Source organism: Pseudomonas sp. S9, from assembly GCF_000222125.1.
Taxonomy (GTDB): Bacteria; Pseudomonadota; Gammaproteobacteria; order Pseudomonadales; family Pseudomonadaceae; genus Aquipseudomonas; species Aquipseudomonas segetis.
The window spans coordinates 15,712-41,040 of sequence record NZ_AFFX01000011.1 but is presented as its reverse complement, the minus strand read 5'-3'; the positions used below and the strand labels follow the sequence as shown (position 1 = coordinate 41,040).

Sequence of the window (25,329 nt, the reverse complement as noted above, 5' to 3'; positions counted from 1 at the left end):
CTCAGTCGAACAAGGCATCCAAGGCTTGCTCAAGCCGCGTGACAGCAATGATCTGCAACCCTTGCGGCGCCTCTTTCGGGGCGTTGCCCTTGGGCACGATTGCACGTTTGAAACCGTGCTTGGCGGCCTCTTTCAAACGTTCCTGGCCGCTTGGTACCGGACGAATTTCTCCCGATAAACCGACTTCGCCAAACACCAGCAGATCATTGGCCAACGGCCGGTTGCGCAAGCTGGAAATGACCGCAGCCATCAAGGCCAGGTCCGATGCTGTCTCCAGCACCTTGACCCCACCGACGACATTGAGAAAGACATCCTGGTCGTAAGTAGGGATGCCGCCATGGCGATGCAATACCGCCAGCAGCATGGCCAGGCGGTTCTGATCAAGCCCAAGGGTCACACGGCGCGGATTGCCCAAGTGGCTGGTGTCAACCAGCGCCTGGACCTCCACCAGCATTGGCCGTGTGCCCTCCCAAGTTGCCATGACCACACTTCCAGGCACTTCTTCCTGGGCCCGGGTAAGAAAGATGGCTGAGGGATTGGTTACCTCTTTGAGGCCCTTGTCGGTCATGCCGAATACGCCGAGTTCGTTGATCGCGCCAAAGCGATTCTTCACCGCCCGCAACAGGCGCAGGCGCCCGTCCGACTCGCCCTCGAAGTACAGAACCGTATCGACCATATGCTCCAGCACCCGCGGCCCGGCGAGCGCGCCTTCCTTGGTGACATGGCCGACGAGGAAGATCGCCGTGCCGCTTTGCTTGGCAAAGCGCACCAGCAAGGCGGCACTTTCCCGCACCTGCGCCACACCGCCAGGCGCGGATTGCAGCTGTTCAGTGAAGATGGTCTGGATCGAGTCGATCACCATGACCTTGGGCTTTTCCTGGCGCGCCGTGGCAATGATGGTCTCAATGCAGGTTTCAGTCATGACCTTGAGCTTGTCTTCCGGCAAACCCAGGCGCCGAGCGCGCATGTCAACCTGCTGCTGCGACTCCTCGCCCGTGACATACAAGGCCGGGAAGCGCGTGGCGATGTTGCAAAGGGTTTGCAGGAGGATGGTCGACTTACCGATACCCGGATCGCCGCCAATCAGCACTACCGATCCATCCACCAAACCGCCGCCCAGCACACGGTCCAGCTCGCCGGAAGCAGTGGAAAACCGCGGCATCTCTTCAACACTGACTTCAGCCAGGGTTTTTAACGGCGCCTGCTGGCCAGCCCAGCCACTGCGCCCGCCAGGCGCCGTGGCATTGGCCTCGACCATGGTTTCAACCAGCGTATTCCAGGCGTTGCACTCGCCACACTGGCCGGCCCACTTGGGAAGGGTGGCGCCGCACTCAGTGCAGCCATACAGGCGTTTGGCCTTAGCCATCGGCAGACTTCCTCAGAGCAAAGCGCCCATCATAGCCTTTCCTGAGCAAGCAGCGACAATCCGCAAGTGTTGTCCTTTATGCCTGGCGAATCAGTCCTGATGGCTATTGAGCATGGCGGAGATATCGTCCTTGAGCGTAACCCGTTGCATCTTGAGCCCCTGCAGGTTCAAGTCATCCATCGACTCGTGGCCGTCTTCGATCTCATAAATGCGCTTGTCCAGCGCCTCGTACTCTTCAGCTAGCCGGGCAAAACGTTTATTGGACTGGGCCAAGGTGCTGAACTTCGAGGCGAATTGAGGAAACTCGTTCTTCAGTGAGTGATGTTCCAACGGCATGTCTGCACCCTCTTGATGTATGTACTTTCAGACTAGTCGAGCCTGCGGGCTCTGCTTGGCCACGGAACAAACCCCACGCCAAAAACTCGACCAGAGCGTGGCAGCGTCAAGTTTTTTAGCACTGGCGTGCACCAGAAAACCAACAGCCATATTTTTGACAAACCCAGTCTGACGAGTGGCTAAATGTATTTGAGTGTTTAGAATGAATACATCACCCAATATCGCAGGGATAGGAAACATGAGCATTATCAGTGAGTTCAAGGCTTTTGCCGTCAAAGGCAATGTAGTCGACATGGCAGTCGGTATTATCATTGGTGCCGCGTTCGGTAAGATCGTTGCATCCTTTGTCGGTGACCTGATCATGCCCGTGCTGGGCGTCATGATAGGAGGCGTTGATTTCACCGACTTAGTCGTCGTGCTCAAAGCGGCGCAAGGCGATATCCCTGCCGTGACCATGAACTACGGTAAATTCATCCAAACGCTGGTCGACTTCCTGATAGTGGCATTCGCCATTTTCATGGCAATCAAAGTGATGAACAGCCTCAAGCGCAAGGAAGAAGCCGCCCCGGCCGCGCCACCTGCGCCGACTCAGGAGCAAGTATTGCTGACCGAGATCCGCGACCTGCTGAAAAACAAAGCTGAATAAGCTTTCACAGTCAGCGTTGCTGAACAGCTTGGCGTGATCACGCCAAGCCTGGTTGCCCCCGGCGCGGGCGCTTTTTCGTCCGCCGCTTGCAACTCCAAATCTCCGGAGTATTCGCCACTTCGCTGGACAAGCTTCGCGTTGTCGCACCCTACCTGGATGGCCTGACCCCATAGGGCGGACGGCGCTTTTTCGTCCGCCGTTTGCAGCTCCAAACACCCGGACTACTCGCCACTTCGGTGGACAAACTTCGCGTTGTCGCACCCTACCTGGATGGCCTGAGTTCCTAGCGCGGCGGGCGCTTTTTCGTCCGCCGCTTGCAACTCCAAATCTCCGCACTATTCGCCACTTCTCTGGACAAGCTTCGCGTTGTCACGCCCTGCACCTGTCGTACCCTACCAATAATTCTCCACGGCGACCTGGCCTGGCCTGCGGGTCAGGCTTAGATGCATGTCGCGCTGCTTCAATAGCTGGCGCAGGTCATCAATCATCTGGGGATTGCCGCAAAGCATCACCCTTGAGTGTTCGGCGTCCATCGCTACACCTGCAGCGCGTTCCAGCTCACCATTATCAAGTAATGTGGTGATCCGTTGGTTGAGGCAGCCCGGCAGTGTCTCGCGGGTGACCACCGGCACATAAACCAGCTTGTGCGCATGCTCGGCAATGTGCTCCATCGAGCCAAGTTGCTGGATCAGTTGCTGATAAGCCAGCTCCTGCTCGGTCCGGGCGCTGTAAACCAAGATAATCCTTTCAAATCGCTCCCACACCTCCAGGCCTTGCAGTATCGACAGAAATGGCGCCAGGCCCGTGCCGCTGGCCACCAGCCACAAGTCACGGCCATCAATGAAACGATCAAGGGTGAGAAAGCCAAACGCCTGCTTGTCCACCAACAGCGTGTCGCCGACAGACAAACGGCTCAGTTCGCTGGTGAACTCTCCGCCTGGCACAACGATTGAGAAGAATTCGAGAAACTCGTCATGCGGCGCCGAAACCATCGAATAGGCGCGCCAAACAATACTGCCGTCGGGTTTGCAAACGCCTAGACGGGCGAACTGCCCGGCAACAAATCTAAACCCCAGATCACGTGAACAGCGCAAACTGAATAAAGTCGGCGACCAGACATGCACATCGCTAAGCGTTTGCCGGGTAAACTTGTCATCACTTGCGCTCATAGGGCTCCCCAATTGAGTTGGCGGATAGGCTTTGGCAGTTCCCTTGTGTGGCACGGTTACCAGGGTACGACAGCTAAGCAACCGCTCGGCCCATGAACCTGCAGTGTCGCGCACTTTTTCAATGATAAAAACCAGCAGCTTATATGCCTATATTCGTTACGCCTTTTGCACCACTGGAATTGATCCGCCAGCCAGAACAGTCGCACGAGACCCTGCAGGCCTTTGACGCCGCGGATGAATACCTGCTCAACCAGTTTGCCGAACAAGGCGGCGGGACGAATCTGCGCGTGTTGATTCTCAACGACAACTTTGGCGCGCTGGCCTGCGCGCTGGCAGCTATTGAACAGCCCCGCCATCTGATCACCAGCAGTTCTGACTCGCACCTGGGGCACATGGCACTGAAGATCAACCTGCAGCGCAATCAGTTGGCTGCAGATGCGGTCAATTTCGTACCGGCACAACAATCGCCCCAAGGTCCCTTTGATCGCGTACTGATCCGCATCCCCAAGACCCTGGCCCTGCTTGAAGAGCAATTGATTCGCCTGCACGGCCAACTGGCACCGGGAGCGCAGGTTGTGGCCGCGGCCATGGTCAAGCATTTACCGCGCGCAGCAGGTGATCTGCTGGAAAAATACATTGGCCCGGTTCAGGCGTCCCTGGCTGTAAAAAAGGCGCGCCTGCTGATTGCATCGCCGGAACCAAGGCCGCAGCCCGTCTCCCCCTACCCTAGCCGCTACAGCCTGGAGAAACCGCCGCTCAACCTGGTCAACCATGCCAATGTGTTCTGCCGCGAAGGCCTCGACATCGGCACGCGGGCCTTCTTGCCGCACCTGCCCAGGGATCAACGGCCTCTACGGGTTGCAGACCTGGGTTGTGGCAACGGTGTTCTGGCTCTTGCCTACGCTCTGAACAACCCCGAGGCGCAACTGACACTGGTTGATGAGTCGTACATGGCGGTGCAATCGGCGCGGGAGAACTGGCTAGCCGCGTTCGGCGAACGGCCGGTGGATATCCGCGCGGGTGATGGCCTGGCTGAACAACTGCCTGAGTCGTTGGACAGGGTGCTGTGCAACCCACCCTTTCACCAGCAACAGGTGGTGGGCGACTTCCTCGCCTGGCGGATGTTCCAGCAAGCGCATTCGGCCCTGGTGACGGGAGGCCAGTTGTGGATTGTCGGAAATCGCCACCTGGGCTACCACCAAAAGCTCAAGCGCCTGTTTCGTGGCGTCGAACAAGTGGCGTCGAACCCCAAGTTCGTGATTCTCAAGGCCATCAAGTAGCTGATAACGACCGACTTCCCTCTAAGCGACCAACTGCCTGCTCCGGACTTTTTCATTCAAGGCTTAACCTGTTATAACAAAGAGCCTTTACAAAAGGCCGATGCCAACAAATAAGAACGCAATAATGCGCTCAAAAAGAATAAGGACTCTCACATGAGAAAATTTTTTACTGGTTTGGCGATTACCGCCAGCCTGCTAGGTGCTTCAATCACAGCTCAAGCGGGTCCAGTTCTTGATGACATTGTTAAATCAGGGGAACTTAAAGTTTGTTTCGACGCCGGCTACATGCCTTTCGAAATGAAGAGCAAGGCAGGCCAGTTCATCGGTTTTGATATCGACATGAGCAAACTGCTGGCCAAGCAGATGGGCGTTAAATACGTCCCGGTCAACACGGCCTGGGATGGCATCATCCCGACCCTGTTGACCGGCAAGTGCCACATGATCAACGGCGGCATGACCATCAATACTCAGCGCAATATGCGCGTGAACTTCGCTGACCCTTATATCGTTATCGGCCAGAGCATTCTGCTGAACCCTAAGCTCAAGGGTAAGATCAACGACTACAAAGACCTCAATGATCCGCAGTACACCATTACCACCAAACTGGGGACTACCGGCGAGCAAGCGGTCAAGCGTCTGCTCAGCAAAGCCAAGATCAATGTCTTTGAAACCCAGTCTGACGCAGTGCTTGAAGTTACCAACGGCAAGGCGGATGCATTCATCTACGACCTGCCATTCAACGCGATCTACTTTGCGCAGAACAAAGACAAGATCGTTCACCTGGACAAGCCATTCACCTTCGAGCCGCTGGGCTGGGCTGTTGCCCAGGGCGACCCGGAAATGCTCAATGTGCTGAACAACTTCCTGCGTCAGATCAAGGGTGAAGGTACCTACGATCGCCTCTACGCCAAGTGGTTCGAAAGCGACGCCTGGCTCGACCAGGTTCAGTAAGCCCATCAGGCCAGACTCAACCTCTGGCCTGATTTCCACTTGCCCCGCGCGTTACCGTAAAACCTAAATTTCCAGGAGGTCACTTTGTTGACCAGTCCCCGACGATGGCTTTGGCACGGCCTATCAGTACTTATCATAGCGGGCCTCATGGGCACGCTGTACATAGCTTCCAAGCAGATCAACTACAGCTGGCAATGGGCACGTGTGCTGCCTTATATCGTCAACACCGCACCACTCGACCTGCGGGCCAGCGGCAATGGCACCATCACTGAAGTCACCCCTGATGCAATAACCCTCACTCTCGATTCCGGCGACAAGCCCCAGGTTTTCAAATCCTATGACCAGGCCGTTGCGGCCCAGGGCGACCTGATATTCGAAGGCGATGTGGTCGCACGCACCGTGCAATGGCGCGCAGGCCCGCTACTCCATGGCTTGTGGGTGACCCTGAAGATATCGGTGATTTCACTGTTCTTCGCCACCCTGCTCGGCCTGGCGGCGGGTTTGATGCGCATTTCCAGCAATCCGGCCTGCCAAAACCTGGCATTTGCCTACGTCGGCTTGATTCGCGGTACGCCACTGCTGGTACAGATATTTATCATGTACTTCTTTGTCGGCACCATGCTCAACCTTGACCGTTTCTCTGCCGGGGTCATGGCGCTGTCGATCTTTACCGGTGCCTACATTGCCGAAATCGTGCGCTCCGGCATCCAGTCGATCTCACCCGGACAAATGGAAGCCGCGCGCTCGCTGGGCATGTCTTACCCCAAGGCAATGACGCACGTTATCTTGCCGCAAGCATTCAAGCGCACGCTGCCGCCCATGGCGGGCCAGTTGATCAACCTGATCAAGGATTCCTCGCTGGTTTCGGTAATTGCAATCACCGACCTGACCAAAGCCGGGCGCGAGGCTATCAGCGGCAACTTCGCGACATTCGAAGTGTGGATTACCGTAGCCGGCCTGTACCTGATTCTGACGACCTTGCTGTCGTGGGTTGTCCGCCGCATTGAAAAGAGGTTAGCCGCCAGTGACTGAAGCCTATACCGGCAAGGACATGATCGTTGCCACCCAAGTTAACAAGATCTACGCCAATGGCTGCCATGCCCTTAAAAACGTCAGTGCCACTATTTCCCGTGGTGAAGTGGTGGGCATTATTGGCCCATCCGGCTCAGGCAAGTCGACTTTTCTGCGCGCACTCAACCAGCTTGAGCAGATCAATAACGGCCAGATCATTATCGATGGCATCAACATGTATGGCCCCGGCACCAATATCAACAAGCTGCGTGAACGCGTCGGCATGGTGTTTCAGTCATTCAACCTGTTCCCGCACAAGACGGTAAAGGGCAATGTCATGCTCGCACCGATCAAGGTCGCCAAGCGCGAGCCGAAAAAGGCAGAGCAAGATGCCGAGCAACTGCTCAGGCGCGTGGGGCTGGGGGACAAGCTGGATGTGTACCCGGCGCAGCTTTCCGGGGGCCAACAGCAACGCGTAGCAATTGCCCGTGCGCTGGCGATGAACCCGGACGTAATGCTGTTTGATGAGCCCACATCGGCGCTGGACCCGGAAATGGTCGGCGAGGTGCTGGATGTAATGAAGAGCCTGGCCAACGATGGCATGACCATGGTGGTGGTGACCCACGAGATGGGCTTTGCCCGCGAAGTGGCCGACCGCGTGCTGTTTATGGAAGACGGCGAATTGCTGGTCAGCGACAACCCGGACAATATCTTCAGCAGCACAAAGCACCCGCGGCTAGAGCAGTTCCTATCAAAACTGCTCTAGGGTGGACGGCGCTTGAACACCGCAGATCATTAAGCCTTTAGCTGGTCATGCCTGCTGCGCTCATAAACCAGCGCAGCAGCAATGACACAACCCCCAGCGCCAGTACGCTACCCGCCCAGATTGCCACCAGCCAGCCGATACGCTGGTACAAGGGCTTCTTCTGCTGCGAACCCGTCATGCTGCGATCCTTAATGGTAGCCATGTTCGTGGGTTATCTTGCCGCGGAACACGTAGTAGCTCCACGCGGTGTACATCAGGATAAAGGGGATGATGAACAACGCGCCGACCAGGATAAACGCCTGGCTTTGCGGCGGCGATGCGGCCTCCCAGATAGTCACGCTAGGCGGGATGATATTCGGCCACAGGCTCAGGCCCAAGCCGCTGTAGCCCAGGAAGATCAAGCCAAGGGTCAGCAAAAACGGGGCGTAGTGCTGACGTTTCTGCACAGCCCGCCACAAGGCCCAGGTACAAAGCAGAACCAGTATCGGCACAGGCGAGAGCCAGAAAATATTAGGCAGGCTGAACCAGCGCTCGGCAATCTCGGGATGAGCCAAAGGCGTCCACAGGCTGACGATACCGGTAACCGCCAGGACCACAAGAATCAGCGGCTTGCCCAGGTCATGCATCTGTTCCTGCAAGCGTCCCTCGGTTTTCATGATCAACCAGGTGCAACCCAACAAGGCATAGGCGGCGACCAAGGCCAAACCACAAAACAGCGCGAAAGGTTTTAGCCAGTCCAGCGGACCACCCGCGTAGGTACGGCCAACCACCTCGATGCCATCGATATAGGCGCCAAGGGTAACGCCCTGGAAAAAGGTCGCGGTGATTGAGCCGCCAATAAAGGCCTTGTCCCAGATATGCCGCTTATGGGCTTTGGCCTTGAAGCGAAACTCAAAGGCCACACCGCGGAAAATCAACCCGAGCAGCATGAAGATCAGCGGCAGATAGAGGGCGTCCAGCACCACCGCGTAGGCCAGCGGGAAGGCGCCGAACAGCGCCGCGCCACCCAGTACCAGCCAGGTTTCATTGCCATCCCAAACCGGTGCCACGGAGTTCATCATCAGGTCACGTTCGCGATCGTCCTTGACGAAGGGGAAAAGGATACCGATACCCAGATCGAACCCATCCATGACTACGTACATCATCACACCGAAAGCGATGATCACCGCCCAGATATGCGAGAGATCTATGCCGACCATGTTCAGCTCCTTTCAGTCTGGGTGTCGTCTTCATCGTCCGGTGCAGCAGACAGCGGACGAGACGGCGTACGTTGTTGGCCTGGGCCACCTTCTTGATGGTTAGTGCCTTCTGCAGGTACTGGCCCTTTGCGTACCAGGCGCATCATGTAGCCGAGACCGGCACCAAAAAGCGCGAAATAAACCACCACAAACAACACCAGGGTCACGCTCATCTGCACGACCGTGTGATTTGAAACCGCGTCCGAGGTGCGCATCAATCCGTACACAACCCAAGGTTGGCGACCGATTTCCGTGGTGAACCAGCCCGCCAGGATTGCGATCAGGCCCGAAGGTCCCATCCATAGCGCCATGTGCAAGAAAGCGCGATTCTCATAAAGCTTGCCGCGCGGTCGCAGCAGCAACGCCCAGGCGCCCATCATAATCATCAACAAGCCAAGGCCGACCATGATCCGGAAGCTCCAGAACACCACGGTCGAGTTTGGCCGGTCTTCCTTGGGAAATTCCTTGAGCGCGGGGACTTGCTTGTCAAGGCTGTGGGTCAGAATCAAGCTGCCCAATTTAGGGATCTCGACCTTGAAGCGGGTTTCCTCGCGCTCCATGTCCGGCCAGCCAAACAGAATCAACGGCGTTGCTTCGCCCGGAGGGTTTTCCCAGTGCCCCTCAATCGCAGCAATTTTGGCAGGTTGATGCTCCAGCGTATTGAGGCCGTGGGCATCGCCAATCACCGCCTGAATGGGTGCAACGATCAGCGCCATCCACATGGCCATGGAAAGCATCTTGCGCACTGCCGGGTTGTCACGACCACGCAGTAGGTGCCAGGCCGCGGATGCACCGACAAAGAAGGCTGTGGCCAGGAATGCAGCCGTTGCCATGTGCATCAGGCGATAAGGGAAGGACGGATTGAACACCACCGCGAACCAGTCTACGGGGATCACCCGACCATCGACGATTTCAAACCCCTGGGGCGTCTGCATCCAGCTGTTGGAAGCAAGGATCCAGAATGTCGAGATCAGCGTACCTATGGCGACCATCAAGGTAGAAAAGAAGTGCAAGCCAGGCCCGACGCGGTTCAAGCCAAACAGCATGACACCGAGAAAACCCGCTTCGAGAAAGAATGCAGTGAGCACTTCGTACGTCAGCAAGGGGCCGGTAACGGCACCGGCAAAGTCAGAGAAGGCACTCCAGTTAGTCCCGAACTGATAAGCCATCACCAGGCCGGAAACCACGCCCATGCCAAAGTTGACGGCAAATATCTTCGACCAGAAGTGATACAAATCCATGTATACGCTTTTGCCGGTTTTCAGCCACAAGCCTTCAAGAACGGCCAGGTAGCTCGCCAAACCGATGGTGATTGCAGGAAAAATAATGTGAAACGAGATGGTGAAAGCAAACTGGATCCGGGCTAACTCCAATGCCTCTAAGCCAAACATGGCGCGTCCTCAATCAGGTGATACAAAACCTCGCTTCATTCGAGGTTCGCTAATAACGTACTGGACTCTGATCATCAAATGACGCCAGCGTTCTAATCGTTAGCACATACAGTGATGCCAGACACATTCCCTTGCCTCTAGTTGCAGTGAAAACCATCCGCCAGCAATAAGCCTGATGTTGATCCATATCAATACCCAACTAAGGATAGCTGCATACCTGGAATTAACCGCTGTGGTTCATTGTCGCGATCAGTTGCGGTTTTCAGCGCAGTGCCTGCGGACAATCAACATCGAGCAAGACTGCCGGGTCTGCAACATCCAGCCCGACGCAGGCATGGGCATGCTCGTGAAGTATCGCCCTGGCACCCTGCTCGCCCTTGAGCCCCTGAAGCTGCGGCCAGTACTTGCGGCCGAATATGACTGGATGACCGCGCTCGCCCTTGTACATAGGAAACACAATACGCGAGCTGCCTGCGGCCTGAACCAGGCGCAGCAATGTCTGGTCCTCGAGCCAGGGCATATCTCCCAACAAGACGGCAATTGCAGACGCCTGGCTGTTCAGCGCTGCGACCTGGGTAATGGCTCCGGCTAAACTGGTGCCCATGCCTTGATCGGCATCGGCGCAGCGTATAACCCGGGTGTGCCCTGGCAGCCCCAGCGCCTGTGGCTCGTCATCCTCACGCAGGGCCACATAGAGCTGCGCAAAGTGGGGCTGGGCGCGAGCAACAGTCATCGCCAGCAGACCCTGGCCATCACCGAGCCGCGCGATGCGCTTGTCGCTGCCAAAACGCCGCCCTCGCCCGGCAGCCAGCACCACGGCGACAACTGCCTTTGACGGACAACTCAAAGTTGCGCCTTGGCCACGCCATTGCGCAGACGGACGATATCCGCAAGCACAGCCAGGGCAATCTCGGCCGGGGTTTTACTGCCCAGGTTAAGACCAATCGGCGCCTGTATTCGCGCCAGATCAGCCTCGCACAGTCCACCCGAGCGCAACAAACGCTCGAAACGCTTGCTCGTGGTTTGCTGCGACCCCATCACGCCGATATAGAACGCCTCGGTACGCACGGCTTCGATCATCGCCAGGTCGTCAATTCGCGGGTCATGGGTCAGGGCCACAACGGCGGTATCGGCATGACAACCGCCTGCCGCGATTACCATGGAAGGCAGCTCACGGCGGATCTCGACGCCCGGCAGTTCGACGCCGTCCAGCACCTCATCGCGTGGATCACAGAGCACCACTTCAAAACCAAGGGTCTTGCCAAACTCGGCGCAGACATGGGCGACGCTGGAGTAGCCGGCCAGCAGTAGCCGTTGTGCGGCGCCAACACGGATATGCAAGGTGTCCAGCTCGCGGCGTACCCGAGGCCCGTGGTCGGGGTCCGCACTCAGTTGCCATGAACCCTGTGGCACAGTGACTGAACGCAACAAACGCCGCTGTCCGAGCAATGCAGCCTCCAGCTCACGCAAATGCGCCAGCACTTCGCAACTGCAGGCCAGGTTCTCGACCAGCACTTCCAGCACACCGCCGCAGGGCAAGCTGACATTGGAGTGGCTATCGCTGCCATCGCCATAGCGCACCAGCGTTGCGGGCTCGACAAATGCGCCTTCAGCCACACGCTGTAGAAAATCATCCTCTACACAACCGCCAGACAATGACCCCAACCAATTGCCCTGTTCGTTGACGACCAATAGAGAACCAGGCGCCCTGGGTGCCGAGCCATAGGTAAATAGCACTGTGCACAGCCAAACCCGCTGGCCAGCCTGCGACCACTGCAGTGCCTGGCGAACGACCAGTAAATCTAGATGCTGCATTAACGGCTCCGTCCCTTAGATAGCGCACCACTTTATCAGGACTTTAGGACACAGGCAGGCCTGGGCCCCATAAAGCCATTGTGGTTAATGGTGATTTGCGCAGAAGCAGCCGAAACAATTTGTTTCAGTTAGACTTTGCGCCCGACCACGCCCGAGCTGACGCTGTTATGTCAAACACCACGCCAACCCTGCTGCGCCATCACCGCCCCTTCATAGCCTTCTGGCTGTGGGGCCCCGCGCCCCCCCCCCCGCCAGTGGTTTCCAGATGCTGACCGTGGCCATCGGCTGGCATATCTACAAACTCACTGGCAGCGTGCTCGACCTGGGCCTGGTCGGCCTGGCCGAATTCCTGCCGCGCGTACTCTTTATGCTACATACCGGCCACGTGGCCGATCGCTACAACCGTGCACGCATTGCTGCCGTATGCCAGACAGTTCAGGCGCTGATTGCCCTGGCGCTGGTGATCAGCAGCTACAGCGGTGATATCAGCCGCGAGATGATCTTCCTGCTGGCCTTTAGCCTGGGTGCGGCAAGGGCCTTTGAAATGCCCGCTACGCAAGCACTGCTGCCGCGCCTGGTGCCTCCGTCGTTGTTTCCGGCGGCGGTTGCTGCATCGGCATCGGCCATGCAAACCGCAACCATTGTCGCCCCTGCCCTGGGTGGTTTCCTGTTTGCCTTTGGCAGCATCTGGGTCTATGTACCGACCGCAATCCTGTACGCCCTGGCCTGCGGCTTGATGCTCAGCCTGCCGAAGCATCCGGCACAGCAAAGCAAGGAAAAAGCATCGCTGAACAACCTGCTGGCTGGCATTCGCTTTATTCGCAGTCGCCCCGATGTGTTTGGGGCAATCTCGCTCGATCTGTTCGCGGTGCTGCTCGGCGGGGCAACAGCCCTGCTACCGGTGTTTGCCAAAGACATCCTGATGACCGGCCCATGGGGGCTTGGCCTGCTGCGTTCAGCGCCCGCGGTAGGCGCCTTGCTGATGTCCTTCTGGTTGGCGCGCTTTCCGATCAATCGCCATGTCGGGCGGACCATGTTCACCGCCGTGGCGATTTTTTGCGTCGACACCATCGCGTTCGGAATATCGACGTCTTTCTGGTCCAGCCTGCTGGTACTGGTGGGGCTGGGCGCTGCAGACATGATCAGCATGGTTATCCGTGGTGCCTTTGTGCAATTACAAACCCCTGACGCCATGCGGGGCCGGGTCAGCGCGGTCAACGGCTTGTTTATTGGCGCATCCAACCAACTCGGCGAGTTCGAATCCGGCCTTACCGCACACTGGTTCGGCACTGTGCCCGCAGTGGTGCTCGGTGGCGTCGGCACGCTCCTGGTCACCGGCACCTGGATCAAACTGTTCCCGACACTGGCTCATCGCGACACCCTGGAACAGACCGAGCAAGAACTGGCCGCAACCCAGAAGTCGGGAATCGGTGCTTAAAGCGACATGGCGCCTATAGCGGCGCCTGTACTACGCTGCCTTGATTCACCGCCAGCGGGCTTACTGCTATGATGCGCGCCTTTTTCACAATCGCCAGCTATACAGTTCAGCCATGGATGGATGTAGTTAGCTATCGATCAGGCCACTTTCGGCGCATTTAGCGTCACGGGGAACTCCAGATGCTGGAAAGACTGTTCCAACTCAAAGCACACAACACCAACATTCGCACAGAGATGCTGGCCGGCCTGACCACCTTCCTGACGATGGCGTACATCCTGTTCGTCAACCCGAGCATTCTCGGGGAAACAGGCATGGACAAGGGCGCGATCTTTGTCGCGACCTGCCTGGCCGCAGCAATCGGCTCGGCGATCATGGGGTTTATTGCCAACTACCCAATCGCCCTGGCTCCGGGCATGGGCCTCAATGCCTTCTTTACCTACACAGTGGTCCTGCATATGGGCCACACCTGGCAAGTCGCCCTGGGCGCGGTGTTCCTCTCGGCGTGCATGTTCTTCCTGTTATCGATTTTCAAGATTCGTGAGTGGATCATCAACAGCATCCCGCTGGAGCTGCGCTCGGCCATTGCCGCGGGCATTGGTCTTTTCCTGGCGCTTATTGCCCTCAAGGAATCAGGCATCGTCGTTTCCAACCCGGCAACCCTGGTGGGCATGGGTGATCTGTCCAAGCCCGAGCCACTGCTGGCAATCCTCGGTTTTTTCGTTATCGTCGCGCTTGAAGCGCGCCGGGTTACAGGTGCGGTGCTGATCGGTATTTTGCTGACCACCGGCATTGGTATTGCCCTGGGTGTCTCGCAATTCGGCGGCTTTTTATCCATGCCGCCATCATTGGCCCCGACCTTCATGCAGCTCGACATCATGGGCGCGCTGGATATTGGCTTGGTCAGCGTGGTGTTCGCCTTCCTCTTTGTTGACCTGTTCGATAACTCCGGCACCTTGATTGCCGTTGCTAAAAAAGCGGGCCTGATGCGCGCCGACGGTTACATGCCGAAAATGGGCCGGCCACTGATAGCCGACAGCAGCGCGGCCATGGTCGGCTCATTACTGGGCACCTCGACCACCACCAGCTACATCGAGTCAGCCGCAGGTGTCACCGCTGGCGGCCGCACCGGCCTGACCGCCGTAGTAGTCGCCATCCTGTTCCTGCTGGCCTTGTTCTTCTCGCCACTGGCAGGCAGTGTTCCGGCATTCGCCACGGCGCCTGCGCTGTTGTTTGTCGCGGTACTGATGACCGCTGGCCTGGCCGAGATTGACTGGAGCGATATCACCCTTGCCGCCCCCGTGGTAATCACCGCACTGGCGATGCCGCTGACCTTCTCGATCGCCAACGGGATTGCCTTCGGCTTTATCGCCTGGGCAGCGATCAAGTTGCTGGCGGGACGCTGGAAAGAGCTGAACCCGGCGCTGGTGATCCTGGCGATTTTGTTTGTGATCAAGTTCGCCTGGTTTAACGCCTGATACGCTGTACTCGGTAACACCCACACCTGATGATCGCGGCAGGTTAACCTGCCGCTTTCCGACCACGCTGAAGAGTTATTCATGAGTGCGCCACAATTCGATCCAGCCAGCTATGACGCTCAGCTGGAAGAAAAAAAGCAACGCCTGATCAGCCTACTTGCGCCGTTCAACGCGCCTGCACCTGATGTGTTCGACTCGCCGCACGAACATTACCGTTTACGCGCCGAGTTTCGCTTGTGGCGTGAAGGCAATGAACGCTTTTATGCAATGTTTGCCGCAGGCGACAAACGTACCCCGATCCTGATCGAGGATTTTCCGATTGCCAGCCAACGCATCAATGACTTGATGCCGCGTGTCAAAGCCGCCTGGCAAGCCAACGAGGCACTGAACTTCAAGCTGTTCCAGGCTGAGTTCCTGACGACCCTGGCCGGCGATGCGCTGATCACCTTGTGCTATCACCGCCCGCTTGATGAACACTGGCAAAATGCAGCACAACAGCTGGCCAACGAACTGGGTGTCAGCCTGATCGGACGCTCCCGTGGCCAACGCCTGGTGATAGGCCGCGACCATGTGATTGAAGAGTTGGAGGTAAACGGGCGCAGCTTCAGTTATCGCCAGCCTGAAGGTGCCTTCACCCAGCCCAACGGCCGGGTCAACCAGAAGATGCTCAACTGGGCCTTCGACGCCCTGGGCGAACGGCAAGACGACTTGCTTGAACTCTACTGTGGCAACGGCAACTTCACCCTGCCGCTGGCGACCCGCGTACGTAAGGTGCTGGCCACCGAGATCAGCAAATCGTCAGTCAATGCCGCCCTGGCCAATCTTGCCGACAACCAAGTCGATAACGTCACCCTGGTGCGTTTGTCCGCAGAGGAGTTGACCGAAGCGCTCAATGAGGTGCGTCCGTTCCGCCGTTTGGCTGGCATCGACCTCAAAAGCTATGACTTTGGCACAGTGTTTGTCGACCCGCCACGCGCCGGCATGGACCCTGACACCTGCGAGCTGACCCGACGCTTCGAGCGCATCCTGTATATCTCATGCAACCCGCAGACGCTGGCCGACAACATCGAGCAGCTCAGCGATACGCACCGCATTGAACGCTGCGCTGTCTTCGACCAGTTCCCCTACACCCACCACATGGAGTCGGGTGTCCTGCTGGTACGCAAGTAAGCTCATGGCCTAACTCGCGGCTCAAGCCAATACTCAGCCCTCAGGCACGACTTGAGGCTGAGTAGCGCCTAGCCTCGATTGAGGCAGCGCAAGGCGTAGAAACTCAGCCCACCGGCCACCACTTCTGCCAGCAAGGCGTAGAGGTTGAAGGTTTGCCCCGCGCCACCATCGAGCCACAAGCCGCCCAGCCTGGCCACGGCCAGCGCACTGTAAAGCAGCACCATCAAGGTCAGGGCACTGCGGGTCAGGTCGAGGCGTGTCAACGCCAATCCGAGAAAAGCTGCCAGGCCAATTTGCAGGCCGCCGTAATAGGCACGCACGTCGGTCACAGCCGCAGCCTCCATCAGCAGCATGCCGGAAACGTTGGCCATGGGTTGCGGGTTCACAAAATATGCCAGGCCCAAGCCAAACAAAATAATGACCTGGATCGTCAAAACAACTCTTGCCACTAACATCGCCAACTCCCTTTCAAGCCATTTATAGCTGCCAGCTTAGGCGCCATCCGGGGCCAAGCCCAGCAATATGCATAATTGACTCTGACTGACGACTGGACTGGCGTCTGGCTTATACTGAGCAACACTGATTAACAGCAATATCACAGGGAATCGAGTAATGCGCTGGAGCAAAGGACGACGCAGTGACAACGTGGTGGATGCCCGCGGCAGTAGTGGCGCAGGCAGACGGTTCGGTGGTGGCCGTGGCCTGAGCCTCGGCGGGGTCGCCGTGATAGTGGTGGTCGGGCTGCTAATGGGCCAGGACCCGCTGCAGATCCTTGGCAACATTGCCGGCCAGGCCACGCAAAGCAGCGCGCCAGCCCCTCAGCAACAGCCCAAAAACCCGGCTGCCAATGACCAGCAGTCTGAATTCGTACGCTCAATCCTTGGAGACACCGAAGACACCTGGCGCGAAATTTTCAGAAATGCCAATCGCCAATACCAGGATCCAAAGCTGGTGTTGTTCAGTGGCGGGGTCAATTCAGCCTGCGGCTTTGCCGATGCTGCGGTAGGCCCGTTCTATTGCCCGGGCGATCGTCAGGTCTACCTCGACTTGTCGTTTTTCCAGGAACTTGAACAGCGCTTCGGCGCAGCTGGCGACTTTGCCCAGGCTTACGTCATTGCCCATGAGATCGGCCACCATGTACAAACCCTGCTCGGTGTATCGGCAAAAGTGGATGCCGCACGCAGGGCTGGCCAGCGCATGGAAGGCAGCAACGGCCTCCTGGTCCGCCAGGAACTGCAAGCCGACTGCCTGGCAGGGGTTTGGGCCAACAGCGCACAACGCCGCCTGAACTGGCTGGAACCTGGCGACCTGGAAGAAGCCTTGAATGCGGCCAATGCTATTGGTGATGATCGCCTGCAAAAGCAGACCCGCGGCCAGGTGATGCCTGACTCCTTCACCCACGGCACCTCGGCGCAACGCACTCGCTGGTTCAAGGCCGGGTTTGACAGCGGCAAGCTGGGCAGTTGCGACACCTTTGGCGCGGCGAACCTGTAGCCATAACCTGCACGCGAGACACAAAAAAGCCCCTTTACCGGGGCTTTTTGCCTATTGCATCCACGGCGGCGGGGGCTCTTCCCCTGCCGGGGCATCATCCGCGTCGAGTAGCGCCTGGCGCCGCGCTTCCTCCGCCAATGCGGCCTTGATTTCACGCATCACCGCATCAACATCTGCGGCATCTTCAGGGTCATCAAACTCACCGGTCAAGGTCGACTCGGGGGTTAACTTGCCCTCCTCGTACAAGGCCCACATTTCCTTGGCGTACTTGGTGTACTTGAGTTCAGGGGCAAACTGCCCGAAATAGGCAGCCATGTTGCCCACGTCGCGCTCAAGCATCTTGAAGGCATGATTATTACCCGCCGCATCGACCGCTTGCGGCAAGTCGATAATCACCGGCCCTTCAGGGCCAAGCAATACGTTGAACTCGGACAAATCGCCGTGCACCAGGCCGGCGCACAGCATCTTGACGATTTCCTCGATCATGAATGCGTGGAACTCGCGGGCATCATCCGGATGCAGGTCAACATCATTGAGGCGAGGAGCAACATCACCCTCGCCGTCATCGACCAGTTCCATCAACAGCACGCCCTCAAGGAAGTCGTAGGGCTTGGGCACTCGCACGCCGGCATTGGCCAGCCGGAACAAAGCGCCTACCTCAGCGTTCTGCCAGGCATCTTCCTGGCCTTTGCGACCGTACTTGGAGCCCTTGGCCATGGCCCGTGCGTCGCGACTGTTACGCACCTTGCGGCCTTCCTGATATTCCGCAGCCTGGCGGAACCCCCGCTTGTTAGCCTCCTTATAGACCTTTGCACACCGCAATTCCTGACCACAGCGAACTACATAAACCGCAGCCTCTTTACCACTCATCAGCGGGCGTATCACCTCGTCGATCAGACCATCTTCGACCAAGGGTTCAAGACGTTTTGGAGTCTTCATCAGCTTTAATCACGGGTCCTTTGTGGCTCACTTCACCTGTTGTGCTCGTTATACGGCAATCTTTCGACAGCGCCCAGTCTATACGACCATTACCTTGCTGGAACCTGTCAATTGGCCAGCAAGTGGCGACGCAGCGCCTCTATCGCATAACGCACCTTGGCCGGCTGTACATCGCGCCTGGGCGTCACTATATAAATCCCCACTGGCGGCATTTGCCAACCGGGTAACACTGCTCGCAACTGACCTGTCGCCAGCTCATCACGGATCTCATGCTCGGGCTGCAGCGATATGCCCACCCCCGCCAGTGTAAAGTTACCCCCCGCAAACAGTTTGTTGAAACCCACCCGCCCCTCTATGCGAATTTTCTCAACCTGGGAGTCTGGCCCTTGTAGGCTCAGGGTTTCATGCATCTGCATGGTGCTGAGCATCACCCAATCGGCGCTGACCAGGTCTTGCGGGCTGTTTATCGGTGGGCGGTTCAATAAATAACTCGGCGCCGCGCAAAATACGAAGACAGCATCGCCAATGTGCCGCGCAACCAGGCTGGAGTCTTGCTGGGGGCCTACGCGAATGGCCAGGTCGATACGCTTGTCAACCAGGTCGATACGCTCATCCTGAAAGAACAACTGCACAGTCAAGCCTTTGTGCGCTTGCAGTAAGGGTGCCAGCGCATCACTCAGATGACGCCCTGAAAAGCCTACAGGCACGGCGATGCGCAACTCACCGACAGCCGCATCCCGCATCTCGGCCAAGCGCTGTTCAGCCTCTTGGGCCAGCGCCATGACCTGCGCGCTGCTTTGGTAAAAAGCGGCTCCGGCCTCGGTCAGGGTGAGCTTGCGCGTGGTGCGGTGCAGCAGGCTGACCTGGGTGCTTTGTTCCAGCTTGCGAATCTGCTGGCTGACCGCCGATGCAGTCATTCCAAGCACCTCGGCGGCGGCAACCATTGAGCCACGCTCAACCACAGTGGCAAAGATTGCCATGCGTTTTAACTGCTCCATTATTAAGCCCTGCTTATCAGTAAAAGCGTTTATAGCCTATTTATCCGGGCTTTACCTCTATGAAACCATGTATTCACTGAATCACTTGGATATCCAGCAGATGAAAATCGCCCTGATTGGCGCTACGGGATTTGTCGGCGCAGCCGTTCTGGCCGAAGCATTGAAGCGCGGACATCAAGTAACCGGCATTGTCCGCTCACCCGAGAAGCTGCCGGGTGCCCCCTTGCTCAAGGCGTGCAAAGGTGATGCCTACGATGCGGACAATATTGCCCAAGCCGTTGCCGGGCATGAAGCTGTGGTGCATGCCTTCAATCCCGGCTGGGGCGAAGCGAATATCCGCCAGCTGTTTGTTCAAGGCAGCCAGGCGATCTATGCCGGGACCAAGCAAGCCGGGGTCAAGCATTTGCTGGTTGTTGGCGGCGCAGGCAGCCTGTATGTCGCCCCTGGCGTGCAATTGATCGATACCCCGGGGTTTCCTGCGGCCTACAAGGAAGGGGCTGAAGGCGCGCGCCAGGTGCTGCAACTGCTGCAAGACAAAATTGATCTCGACTGGAGCTTTATCTCGCCGCCTGCCATTCTCGAACCAGGCGAGCGCAAGGGCAGGTTTCGCCTTGGCACCGACCAGCTATTGATGGATGGCCAGGCCCCCGCTCGCATCAGTGTCGCCGACCTGGCCGTGGCAATTATCGATGAGCTGGAAGCACCCGCGCACATCCACCAGCGCTTTACCGTCGCCTATTAGGCCTTTCACAAACCTGCAAAAGGTATTACCCATGACCTTAACTTCATCAGCATTCGTCAGCACCGATAGCCCGGCGCGTTATATCAGTCGGCTGTGCAAACATTTCGCCCACAAGATCCCGGTGAGCTTTGACGAACAACAAGGCCGTATCGAGTTTGAGTTCGGCCTGGCATTGCTCCAGGCCAGCGAAACCGGCCTGCAGCTGAGCGTACAGGCCGAAACCGCAGAACAACTGGAGCGCCTCAAGGGCGTGGTCGCCAGCCACTTTGAGCGCTTTGCCTGGAAAGAAGCATTGACCCTCGACTGGAGTGAGTAACCGGTTTATTCCTCGGTCGGCAAGCTCAACTCTATCGTTTCGCCCATAGAGTCATTAAGGCGCTCAAGCTCGAAGTTGAGGGCATCGGCGTCTTCTTCCAGGGACAGGGCGATCGCAGCGAAAGCATCCGCGGCCTCAATGAAAGCCAGCACCACCGAAGGGTCGAACAAGGTGCCGCTGGCAGCATTAATCCGCGCCATGGCAGCGGCGTGGGTGAGCGGCTGGCGATAAGCATGATGGCTGGTCAGTTGCTCATAGCACCCAGCCACGGCCATCAGTCGCGCCGAGAGCGGAATTTGCTCGCCCCGCAAACCTTGCGGATAGCCTGTACCGTCCCAGTTTTCATGTTGGCTGTAGACAATGTCCTTGGCCTCGCTCAAAAAACTATTCGCGCCGTCTAGCTTTTGCTCTGCGGCTTCCAGAGCCACATGGCCAGCCTTGGCGTGACTTCGCATCAGTTCCAGGTCACGGCCTTTGAGTTCGGTCGGGCTCAGCAGGATACGATCAGGCAGCACCAGCTTGCCAATCCCGTGCAGCAAGGCGGAGCGTCCAAGCTGGACGATTCGCTCTTCGTCGAGTTCCGCACTCAAGCCTGGCTGCTGGCGTGCCAATGCCGTGGCCAGTGTGACGATATAGGCTTTAATTCGTGCCAAATGCTGGCTACAGGGATTGTCACGCATGGCAGCCAACCCGGCCATGGCCTCGATTGCGACTTCCTGGTGCTTTTCAATGTCACGGGTGCGCCGGCGAACCTCCAGTTCCAGGTACTCGCTTTTATCACGCAGGAAATCCGCGCCGGCCTTGAGTTGCAGGTGTGACTTGACCCGTGCCATCACAATTGGCGGACTGATCGGCTTGGTGATGTAGTCAACCGCCCCAAGGTCGAAGCCAAGCTGCTCATCGGCAATCTCGCTCTTGGCGGTCAGGAAGATGACTGGAATAGCCTGGGTCTGGGGGTTTTGCTTTAGCGCACGGCAAACTTCATAGCCATCCATGCCGGGCATCATCACATCGAGCAAAATCAAATCCGGTGGTGTTCCGCTCGCCGCGATTCGCAAGGCATTGATACCGCTGCTGGCCACCTTCACCCGGTAACTGTCGAGCAACAACTCACTCATCAGCTCAAGGTTTTCAGGAATATCATCAACAACAAGCACCAGCGGCTGATCTGAATAATTGAAACTGTCGTCCATCATCCTATCTCCCGAATACTTCGTATCTAGTCGCTGCATCGCTCGCGGATTATGTGTAACGCACCAGAGAAGTCATAAGCCCGCATGGCACTGGCAAGCACATCGTAATCAGCCTTGAAGAAGATGCGCAGTTGCAGTGCATGTGCATCAAAAAACTTCCCGGCGCGCGGATCATCATCGATCAGTAAGAGTTCAAGCCTGGCGCACAGATCCCGCATTGCCGCCTCGTCTTGCGCTGACTCACTGGCCGCATCAAACTCTGGAAACTGCTTGCGGATCGCACTCACCAGCTCGTGCAGGCTGTTTTGCACCCGCTGCAGCACCTCCTCCAAATCCTGGTGTTGGGCATCTTTGATTGCAGACTCCAACGCCATCGTTTGCACTTGCAAATCATTGGCGCCCAAATTACCGGCCAGGCCTTTCAGCGTGTGCGCCAATCGTTCGGCAACCTGCAGTTCACCAGCCTGGATCGCTGCCCGGATTTGCTCTGCAGCATCACTTTGACTGCTGGCGAACTTGGTCAACAGGCGTTGGTACAAACCGACCTTGCCAAGCACCCGGCGTAAACCGGTATCGCCATCGATTCCGGGTAGCCGCCAGCCTGCAACCACTGCCTGAGCGGCGTTCGGCACCCTGTTCATATCGGCGGTTACGGGCGCCTTGGGAGCCGAGGGCTGGGTCAGTATCCAGCGCGTTAGAGTCGCCCAAAGCTCGCGAGGTTCGATGGGCTTACCAATATAGTCATTCATGCCAGCACGAATGCAGCGTTCGCGATCCTCAGGCAGCGCATTGGCGGTCATTGCTATCACTGGGAGCCTGGCAAAACGCGGCTCCTTACGGAGTGCAAAGGTTGCAGAAATCCCGTCAAGCACGGGCATCTGCATGTCCATCAAGACCAGTGAGTAATAGCCATCCGGATTGGCCCGCAGCTTGGTCAAGGCAATCTCGCCATGTTCGGCCTCGTCGACCTGCAGGCCGCTGCCTTCGGCCAGGCCAATCACTACCTCGCGGTTGAGTTCGTTGTCTTCAACCAGCAACACCCGATGGCCGCTGAAATCGGGCAGTTCCTCGCCACGCTGCGGGCGCACATCAAGATCGGCCAGATCCACATCGAAGCTGCGCAGCACCGCATCACGCAACAGAACGGGATTCACAGGCTTGAACAGCACATCATCAATTCCCACTGAATTTGCGCTTACCAACAGCTCTTCACGGCCATAAGCGGTAACCATCAGGATCTGCGGAGGATTTGGCAGGTTCAGCGCGCGCAGGCGGCGTGTGGTTTCGATGCCATCCATCATCGGCATTTGCCAGTCGATCAGCACCAACTCATAAGGCTCACCCTGGCGAATCGCCTCGGGGATCCGGCTAAGCGCCTGGGCACCTGACTCGACGACATCAACCACCATGCCCATATTGCCGAGCATGCCATCGAGTACCTGGCGAGCGGTGCTGTTGTCATCCACCACCAGGACTCGGCGGCCTTGTAGCTGGGCAGGCGGCTCAAGTGGCGCATCTTGCGCAAGCCCGATGCCAAAGGGTATCGAGCACCAGAACAAACTCCCCTTGCCCTGCTGGCTCTCGACGCCGACCTCCCCGCCCATGGCCTCGACCAGCTTTTTGCAGATGGCCAAGCCAAGCCCGGTGCCGCCGTATTTTCGAGTGGTCGAGGTGTCTGCCTGCTGGAACGACTGAAACAACCGGCCGATTTGTTCCTTGCTCATGCCAATGCCGGTGTCGCGCACCGCAAAGCAGACTTGCAGCTCCTTGGCGCGGCGCTGGTCGAGGCTTATTTGCAGCTCGACTTCGCCAGACTCGGTGAACTTGACCGCGTTGTTGCACAGATTGATCAATACCTGGCCCAAGCGCAGCGGGTCACCAATCAGGAACTGCGGCACTGCCGGATCGAGGTTAAAGACCAGCTCAAGGTTCTTTTCATTGGCTTTGTCGGCGATCAGGTTGGCGACATTTTCCAGCACCTGGCGCAGGTCGAAATCGATATGCTCGACATTCAGCTTGCCGGCTTCAATCTTCGAGAAATCCAGGATGTCGTTGATAATACCCAGCAAGTGCTGGCCGGACTGCTGGATCTTGTTCAGGTAATCGCGCTGCCGTGGAGACGGGTCGGCTCGAAACGCAAGGTGCGACATGCCGATAATGGCATTCATCGGGGTACGAATTTCGTGGCTCATGTTGGCCAGGAAGTCTGACTTCAGCCGCGCAGTATCCTCAGCCATCTCCTTGGCGGCCAAGAGCGCTTCCTCTGCCTGTTTGCGCGAGGTGATGTCACGGCTCACGCCAACCAAGCCGAGCAATGCGCCCTGATCGTCCTGAAAGGTCGTGCGCAAGGTATCGAACACCGCACGACGCCCATCCGGATAGCGCGCCCAGCCTTCGGTTTCAAATGCGCCCTGACGGGTCAGGGCAACCTTGTCGTGGCCGGCGCGGGCACTTGCCCACTCGGCACCGAGCAACTCGAGATCGCTCTTGCCGATGGCCTCTTCGGGTGTAATGCCAAACAATTCGGCGCAGGCCTGGTTAATCCCGCCGTAATGGCCTTTTTCATCCTTGAACCAGATAGGGTCCGGAATTGCATTGATCAAGGCAATCAGCGTGCGCCGCTGTAGCTGAGCCTCTGCCTCTGCACGCTCGCGCTCGGCAATTTGCACGCTGAGCCGTCGGTTCCACACCAATACAAAGCCCATCAACAGCATGAGGCCGAGCAAATAGGGCCAGCCAACCACCAACAAACGCTGCCAGTTGAACTCGGTCAGTGCTGGCAACCAGTGGCCTTTGATAGTTGCAGTGTCTTGATCGGTGACTGTCTGCAGCGCCTTATCCAGAACCCGCTGCAGCTGTGGCGCGCTCTTGCGCACGGCGAATCTCAACTCACTGCTGCTTAATCCTGACTCGGCGCGGACCTCGATATTGGTCAGGTTGAGTTCACGAATCAGGTAGGTTGCAACGATCATATCGCCGACATAGGCGTCGACGCGTCCGGATGACAATGCCTGCAATGCCTCAGCGGTATTGTCGACCCGCATCAGCCTGATACCCGGGACGGTTTCCTTGAGCCGCGACTCAATCAAATAGCCGCGCTCAACTGCAACTTCGTGCCTTTGCAAATCGGCCAGGGTTTGCAGATGCTCTTCCGAGCGGGTAAACACCAGGCTACTGCTGACAATGTAAGGTTGGGTGAAAAGCATGAAGGTGTCGCGCTCGGGCGAACGCACCACAGAAGGCAACACATCGACCTTATCGGTGCGCAAGGCGACCAGGGCGGCATCCCAGTTATCAAACGGCACCACCTCGACACGCATTCCCAACCGGCGGCTGATCAGTTGCAAGTACTCGCCACTGAGCCCGGTATAGCCACCTTGCTTGTCGATCACATCGAAGGGGGCCCAGCCATCACGCTCAACACCTACACGAATAACCGGGTGAGCCTTGACCCAAGCCCGGTCTTCCTCACTGAGCGGTACTTGCGCGGCCTGTACCGAAACGCACAGCAACCAGCACAGCAGCAACCCACCAATACGCACCATTGTTCGAATCCTTTGCCCAAGCCGTCCTTGAGTTGACTAGTTGCAGCTTA

The 25,329-nt window shown here is 57.7% G+C and carries 23 protein-coding genes and 1 pseudogene; 11 read left to right on the top strand and 13 right to left on the bottom strand.

All coding sequences use genetic code 11. The features are described 5' to 3' along the window. Position 1 precedes the first annotated feature (1 nt). Together radA and PSES9_RS0118945 are read right to left on the bottom strand one after the other, a co-directional pair. Entirely contained in the window at positions 2 to 1,366 is a 1,365-nt protein-coding gene (gene radA / locus PSES9_RS0118950; protein WP_010489608.1) for a DNA repair protein RadA, read from the bottom strand. A 90-nt stretch (positions 1,367 to 1,456) separates the two neighbouring features. Then, positions 1,457 to 1,702, bottom strand: coding sequence for a YdcH family protein (locus tag PSES9_RS0118945; RefSeq protein WP_010489607.1), 246 nt, complete (start codon positions 1,700 to 1,702; stop codon positions 1,457 to 1,459). A gap of 238 nt (positions 1,703 to 1,940) precedes the next feature. Between PSES9_RS0118945 and mscL the strand changes: the two genes are divergently transcribed. Beyond that, on the top strand, positions 1,941 to 2,348 hold the full coding sequence (gene mscL, locus PSES9_RS0118935) for a large-conductance mechanosensitive channel protein MscL (protein ID WP_010489605.1): 408 nt from the start codon (positions 1,941 to 1,943) through the stop codon (positions 2,346 to 2,348). Between the two features lie 392 nt (positions 2,349 to 2,740). Here the strand turns inward: mscL and PSES9_RS0118930 are convergent, their stop codons facing one another. Continuing rightward, complete coding sequence (locus PSES9_RS0118930) at positions 2,741 to 3,517, bottom strand: ferredoxin--NADP reductase (protein ID WP_010489604.1); 777 nt, start codon at positions 3,515 to 3,517, stop codon at positions 2,741 to 2,743. 143 nt (positions 3,518 to 3,660) lie between these two features. Between PSES9_RS0118930 and PSES9_RS0118925 the strand changes: the two genes are divergently transcribed. The 4 genes from PSES9_RS0118925 (at position 3,661) to PSES9_RS0118910 (ending at position 7,525) form a co-directional block, all read left to right on the top strand. Further along, positions 3,661 to 4,797, top strand: a complete 1,137-nt coding sequence (locus tag PSES9_RS0118925) for a methyltransferase (RefSeq protein ID WP_010489603.1) — start codon at positions 3,661 to 3,663, stop codon at positions 4,795 to 4,797. Between the two features lie 153 nt (positions 4,798 to 4,950). Continuing rightward, complete coding sequence (locus PSES9_RS0118920) at positions 4,951 to 5,748, top strand: transporter substrate-binding domain-containing protein (protein WP_010489602.1); 798 nt, start codon at positions 4,951 to 4,953, stop codon at positions 5,746 to 5,748. 84 nt (positions 5,749 to 5,832) lie between these two features. Continuing rightward, entirely contained in the window at positions 5,833 to 6,780 is a 948-nt protein-coding gene (locus tag PSES9_RS0118915; protein WP_029529658.1) for an amino acid ABC transporter permease, read from the top strand. 19 nt (positions 6,781 to 6,799) lie between these two features. After that, entirely contained in the window at positions 6,800 to 7,525 is a 726-nt protein-coding gene (locus tag PSES9_RS0118910) for an amino acid ABC transporter ATP-binding protein (protein ID WP_010489599.1), read from the top strand. 37 nt (positions 7,526 to 7,562) lie between these two features. Here the strand turns inward: PSES9_RS0118910 and PSES9_RS23920 are convergent, their stop codons facing one another. From PSES9_RS23920 to PSES9_RS0118885, 5 genes are all read right to left on the bottom strand, one after another. Next, positions 7,563 to 7,703, bottom strand: coding sequence for a DUF2474 domain-containing protein (locus tag PSES9_RS23920; RefSeq protein ID WP_036988355.1), 141 nt, complete (start codon positions 7,701 to 7,703; stop codon positions 7,563 to 7,565). 10 nt (positions 7,704 to 7,713) lie between these two features. Beyond that, the gene (cydB, locus tag PSES9_RS0118900) at positions 7,714 to 8,724 is read right to left on the bottom strand and encodes a cytochrome d ubiquinol oxidase subunit II (protein WP_010489595.1); all 1,011 of its coding nucleotides are present in this window, start codon (positions 8,722 to 8,724) and stop codon (positions 7,714 to 7,716) included. A gap of 2 nt (positions 8,725 to 8,726) precedes the next feature. After that, the gene (locus PSES9_RS0118895; RefSeq protein ID WP_010489594.1) at positions 8,727 to 10,154 is read right to left on the bottom strand and encodes a cytochrome ubiquinol oxidase subunit I; all 1,428 of its coding nucleotides are present in this window, start codon (positions 10,152 to 10,154) and stop codon (positions 8,727 to 8,729) included. A 262-nt stretch (positions 10,155 to 10,416) separates the two neighbouring features. Next, positions 10,417 to 11,001 carry a nucleotidyltransferase family protein gene (locus PSES9_RS0118890; protein ID WP_036988354.1) on the bottom strand — a complete coding sequence of 195 codons (585 nt, stop codon included), beginning with the start codon at positions 10,999 to 11,001 and terminating at the stop codon, positions 10,417 to 10,419. Next, complete coding sequence (locus PSES9_RS0118885; protein ID WP_010489592.1) at positions 10,998 to 11,969, bottom strand: XdhC family protein; 972 nt, start codon at positions 11,967 to 11,969, stop codon at positions 10,998 to 11,000. Before PSES9_RS0118885 ends, PSES9_RS0118890 begins: the two co-directional genes overlap by 4 nt. A 167-nt stretch (positions 11,970 to 12,136) precedes the next feature. Here PSES9_RS0118885 and PSES9_RS23915 point away from each other — a divergent pair. From PSES9_RS23915 to trmA, 3 genes and pseudogenes are all read left to right on the top strand, one after another. After that, positions 12,137 to 13,407 (top strand): annotated as a pseudogene (locus PSES9_RS23915) (MFS transporter). A 179-nt stretch (positions 13,408 to 13,586) separates the two neighbouring features. Beyond that, positions 13,587 to 14,882, top strand: a complete 1,296-nt coding sequence (locus tag PSES9_RS0118875) for an NCS2 family permease (RefSeq protein WP_010489590.1) — start codon at positions 13,587 to 13,589, stop codon at positions 14,880 to 14,882. An 81-nt stretch (positions 14,883 to 14,963) separates the two neighbouring features. Continuing rightward, positions 14,964 to 16,052 (top strand): tRNA (uridine(54)-C5)-methyltransferase TrmA, encoded by a 1,089-nt coding sequence (trmA, locus tag PSES9_RS0118870; protein WP_010489589.1) that lies wholly within the window; start codon positions 14,964 to 14,966, stop codon positions 16,050 to 16,052. A gap of 68 nt (positions 16,053 to 16,120) precedes the next feature. Here the strand turns inward: trmA and PSES9_RS0118865 are convergent, their stop codons facing one another. Then, entirely contained in the window at positions 16,121 to 16,507 is a 387-nt protein-coding gene (locus PSES9_RS0118865) for a DUF4345 domain-containing protein (RefSeq protein WP_029529657.1), read from the bottom strand. Positions 16,508 to 16,664: 157 nt separating this feature from the next. Between PSES9_RS0118865 and ypfJ the strand changes: the two genes are divergently transcribed. Further along, positions 16,665 to 17,546, top strand: a complete 882-nt coding sequence (gene ypfJ / locus PSES9_RS0118860) for a KPN_02809 family neutral zinc metallopeptidase (protein WP_010489587.1) — start codon at positions 16,665 to 16,667, stop codon at positions 17,544 to 17,546. A 51-nt stretch (positions 17,547 to 17,597) separates the two neighbouring features. Here ypfJ and PSES9_RS0118855 read toward each other — a convergent pair whose 3' ends face one another. Next, entirely contained in the window at positions 17,598 to 18,485 is an 888-nt protein-coding gene (locus PSES9_RS0118855; RefSeq protein ID WP_010489586.1) for a PA4780 family RIO1-like protein kinase, read from the bottom strand. Between the two features lie 107 nt (positions 18,486 to 18,592). Further along, a complete protein-coding gene (locus tag PSES9_RS0118850; protein ID WP_010489585.1) occupies positions 18,593 to 19,483 on the bottom strand; it encodes a LysR family transcriptional regulator in 891 nt (296 codons plus the stop codon). A 100-nt stretch (positions 19,484 to 19,583) separates the two neighbouring features. Here PSES9_RS0118850 and PSES9_RS0118845 point away from each other — a divergent pair, with 100 nt between their 5' ends. Then, positions 19,584 to 20,225 carry an NAD(P)-dependent oxidoreductase gene (locus tag PSES9_RS0118845; protein WP_029529656.1) on the top strand — a complete coding sequence of 214 codons (642 nt, stop codon included), beginning with the start codon at positions 19,584 to 19,586 and terminating at the stop codon, positions 20,223 to 20,225. 31 nt (positions 20,226 to 20,256) lie between these two features. Beyond that, entirely contained in the window at positions 20,257 to 20,541 is a 285-nt protein-coding gene (locus tag PSES9_RS0118840) for a DUF2218 domain-containing protein (protein ID WP_010489583.1), read from the top strand. Positions 20,542 to 20,546: 5 nt separating this feature from the next. Here the strand turns inward: PSES9_RS0118840 and PSES9_RS0118835 are convergent, their stop codons facing one another. Then, on the bottom strand, positions 20,547 to 21,734 hold the full coding sequence (locus tag PSES9_RS0118835) for a response regulator (RefSeq protein WP_010489582.1): 1,188 nt from the start codon (positions 21,732 to 21,734) through the stop codon (positions 20,547 to 20,549). Positions 21,735 to 21,760: 26 nt separating this feature from the next. Then, a complete protein-coding gene (locus tag PSES9_RS0118830; protein ID WP_010489581.1) occupies positions 21,761 to 25,279 on the bottom strand; it encodes a response regulator in 3,519 nt (1,172 codons plus the stop codon). Positions 25,280 to 25,329 lie beyond the last annotated feature (50 nt).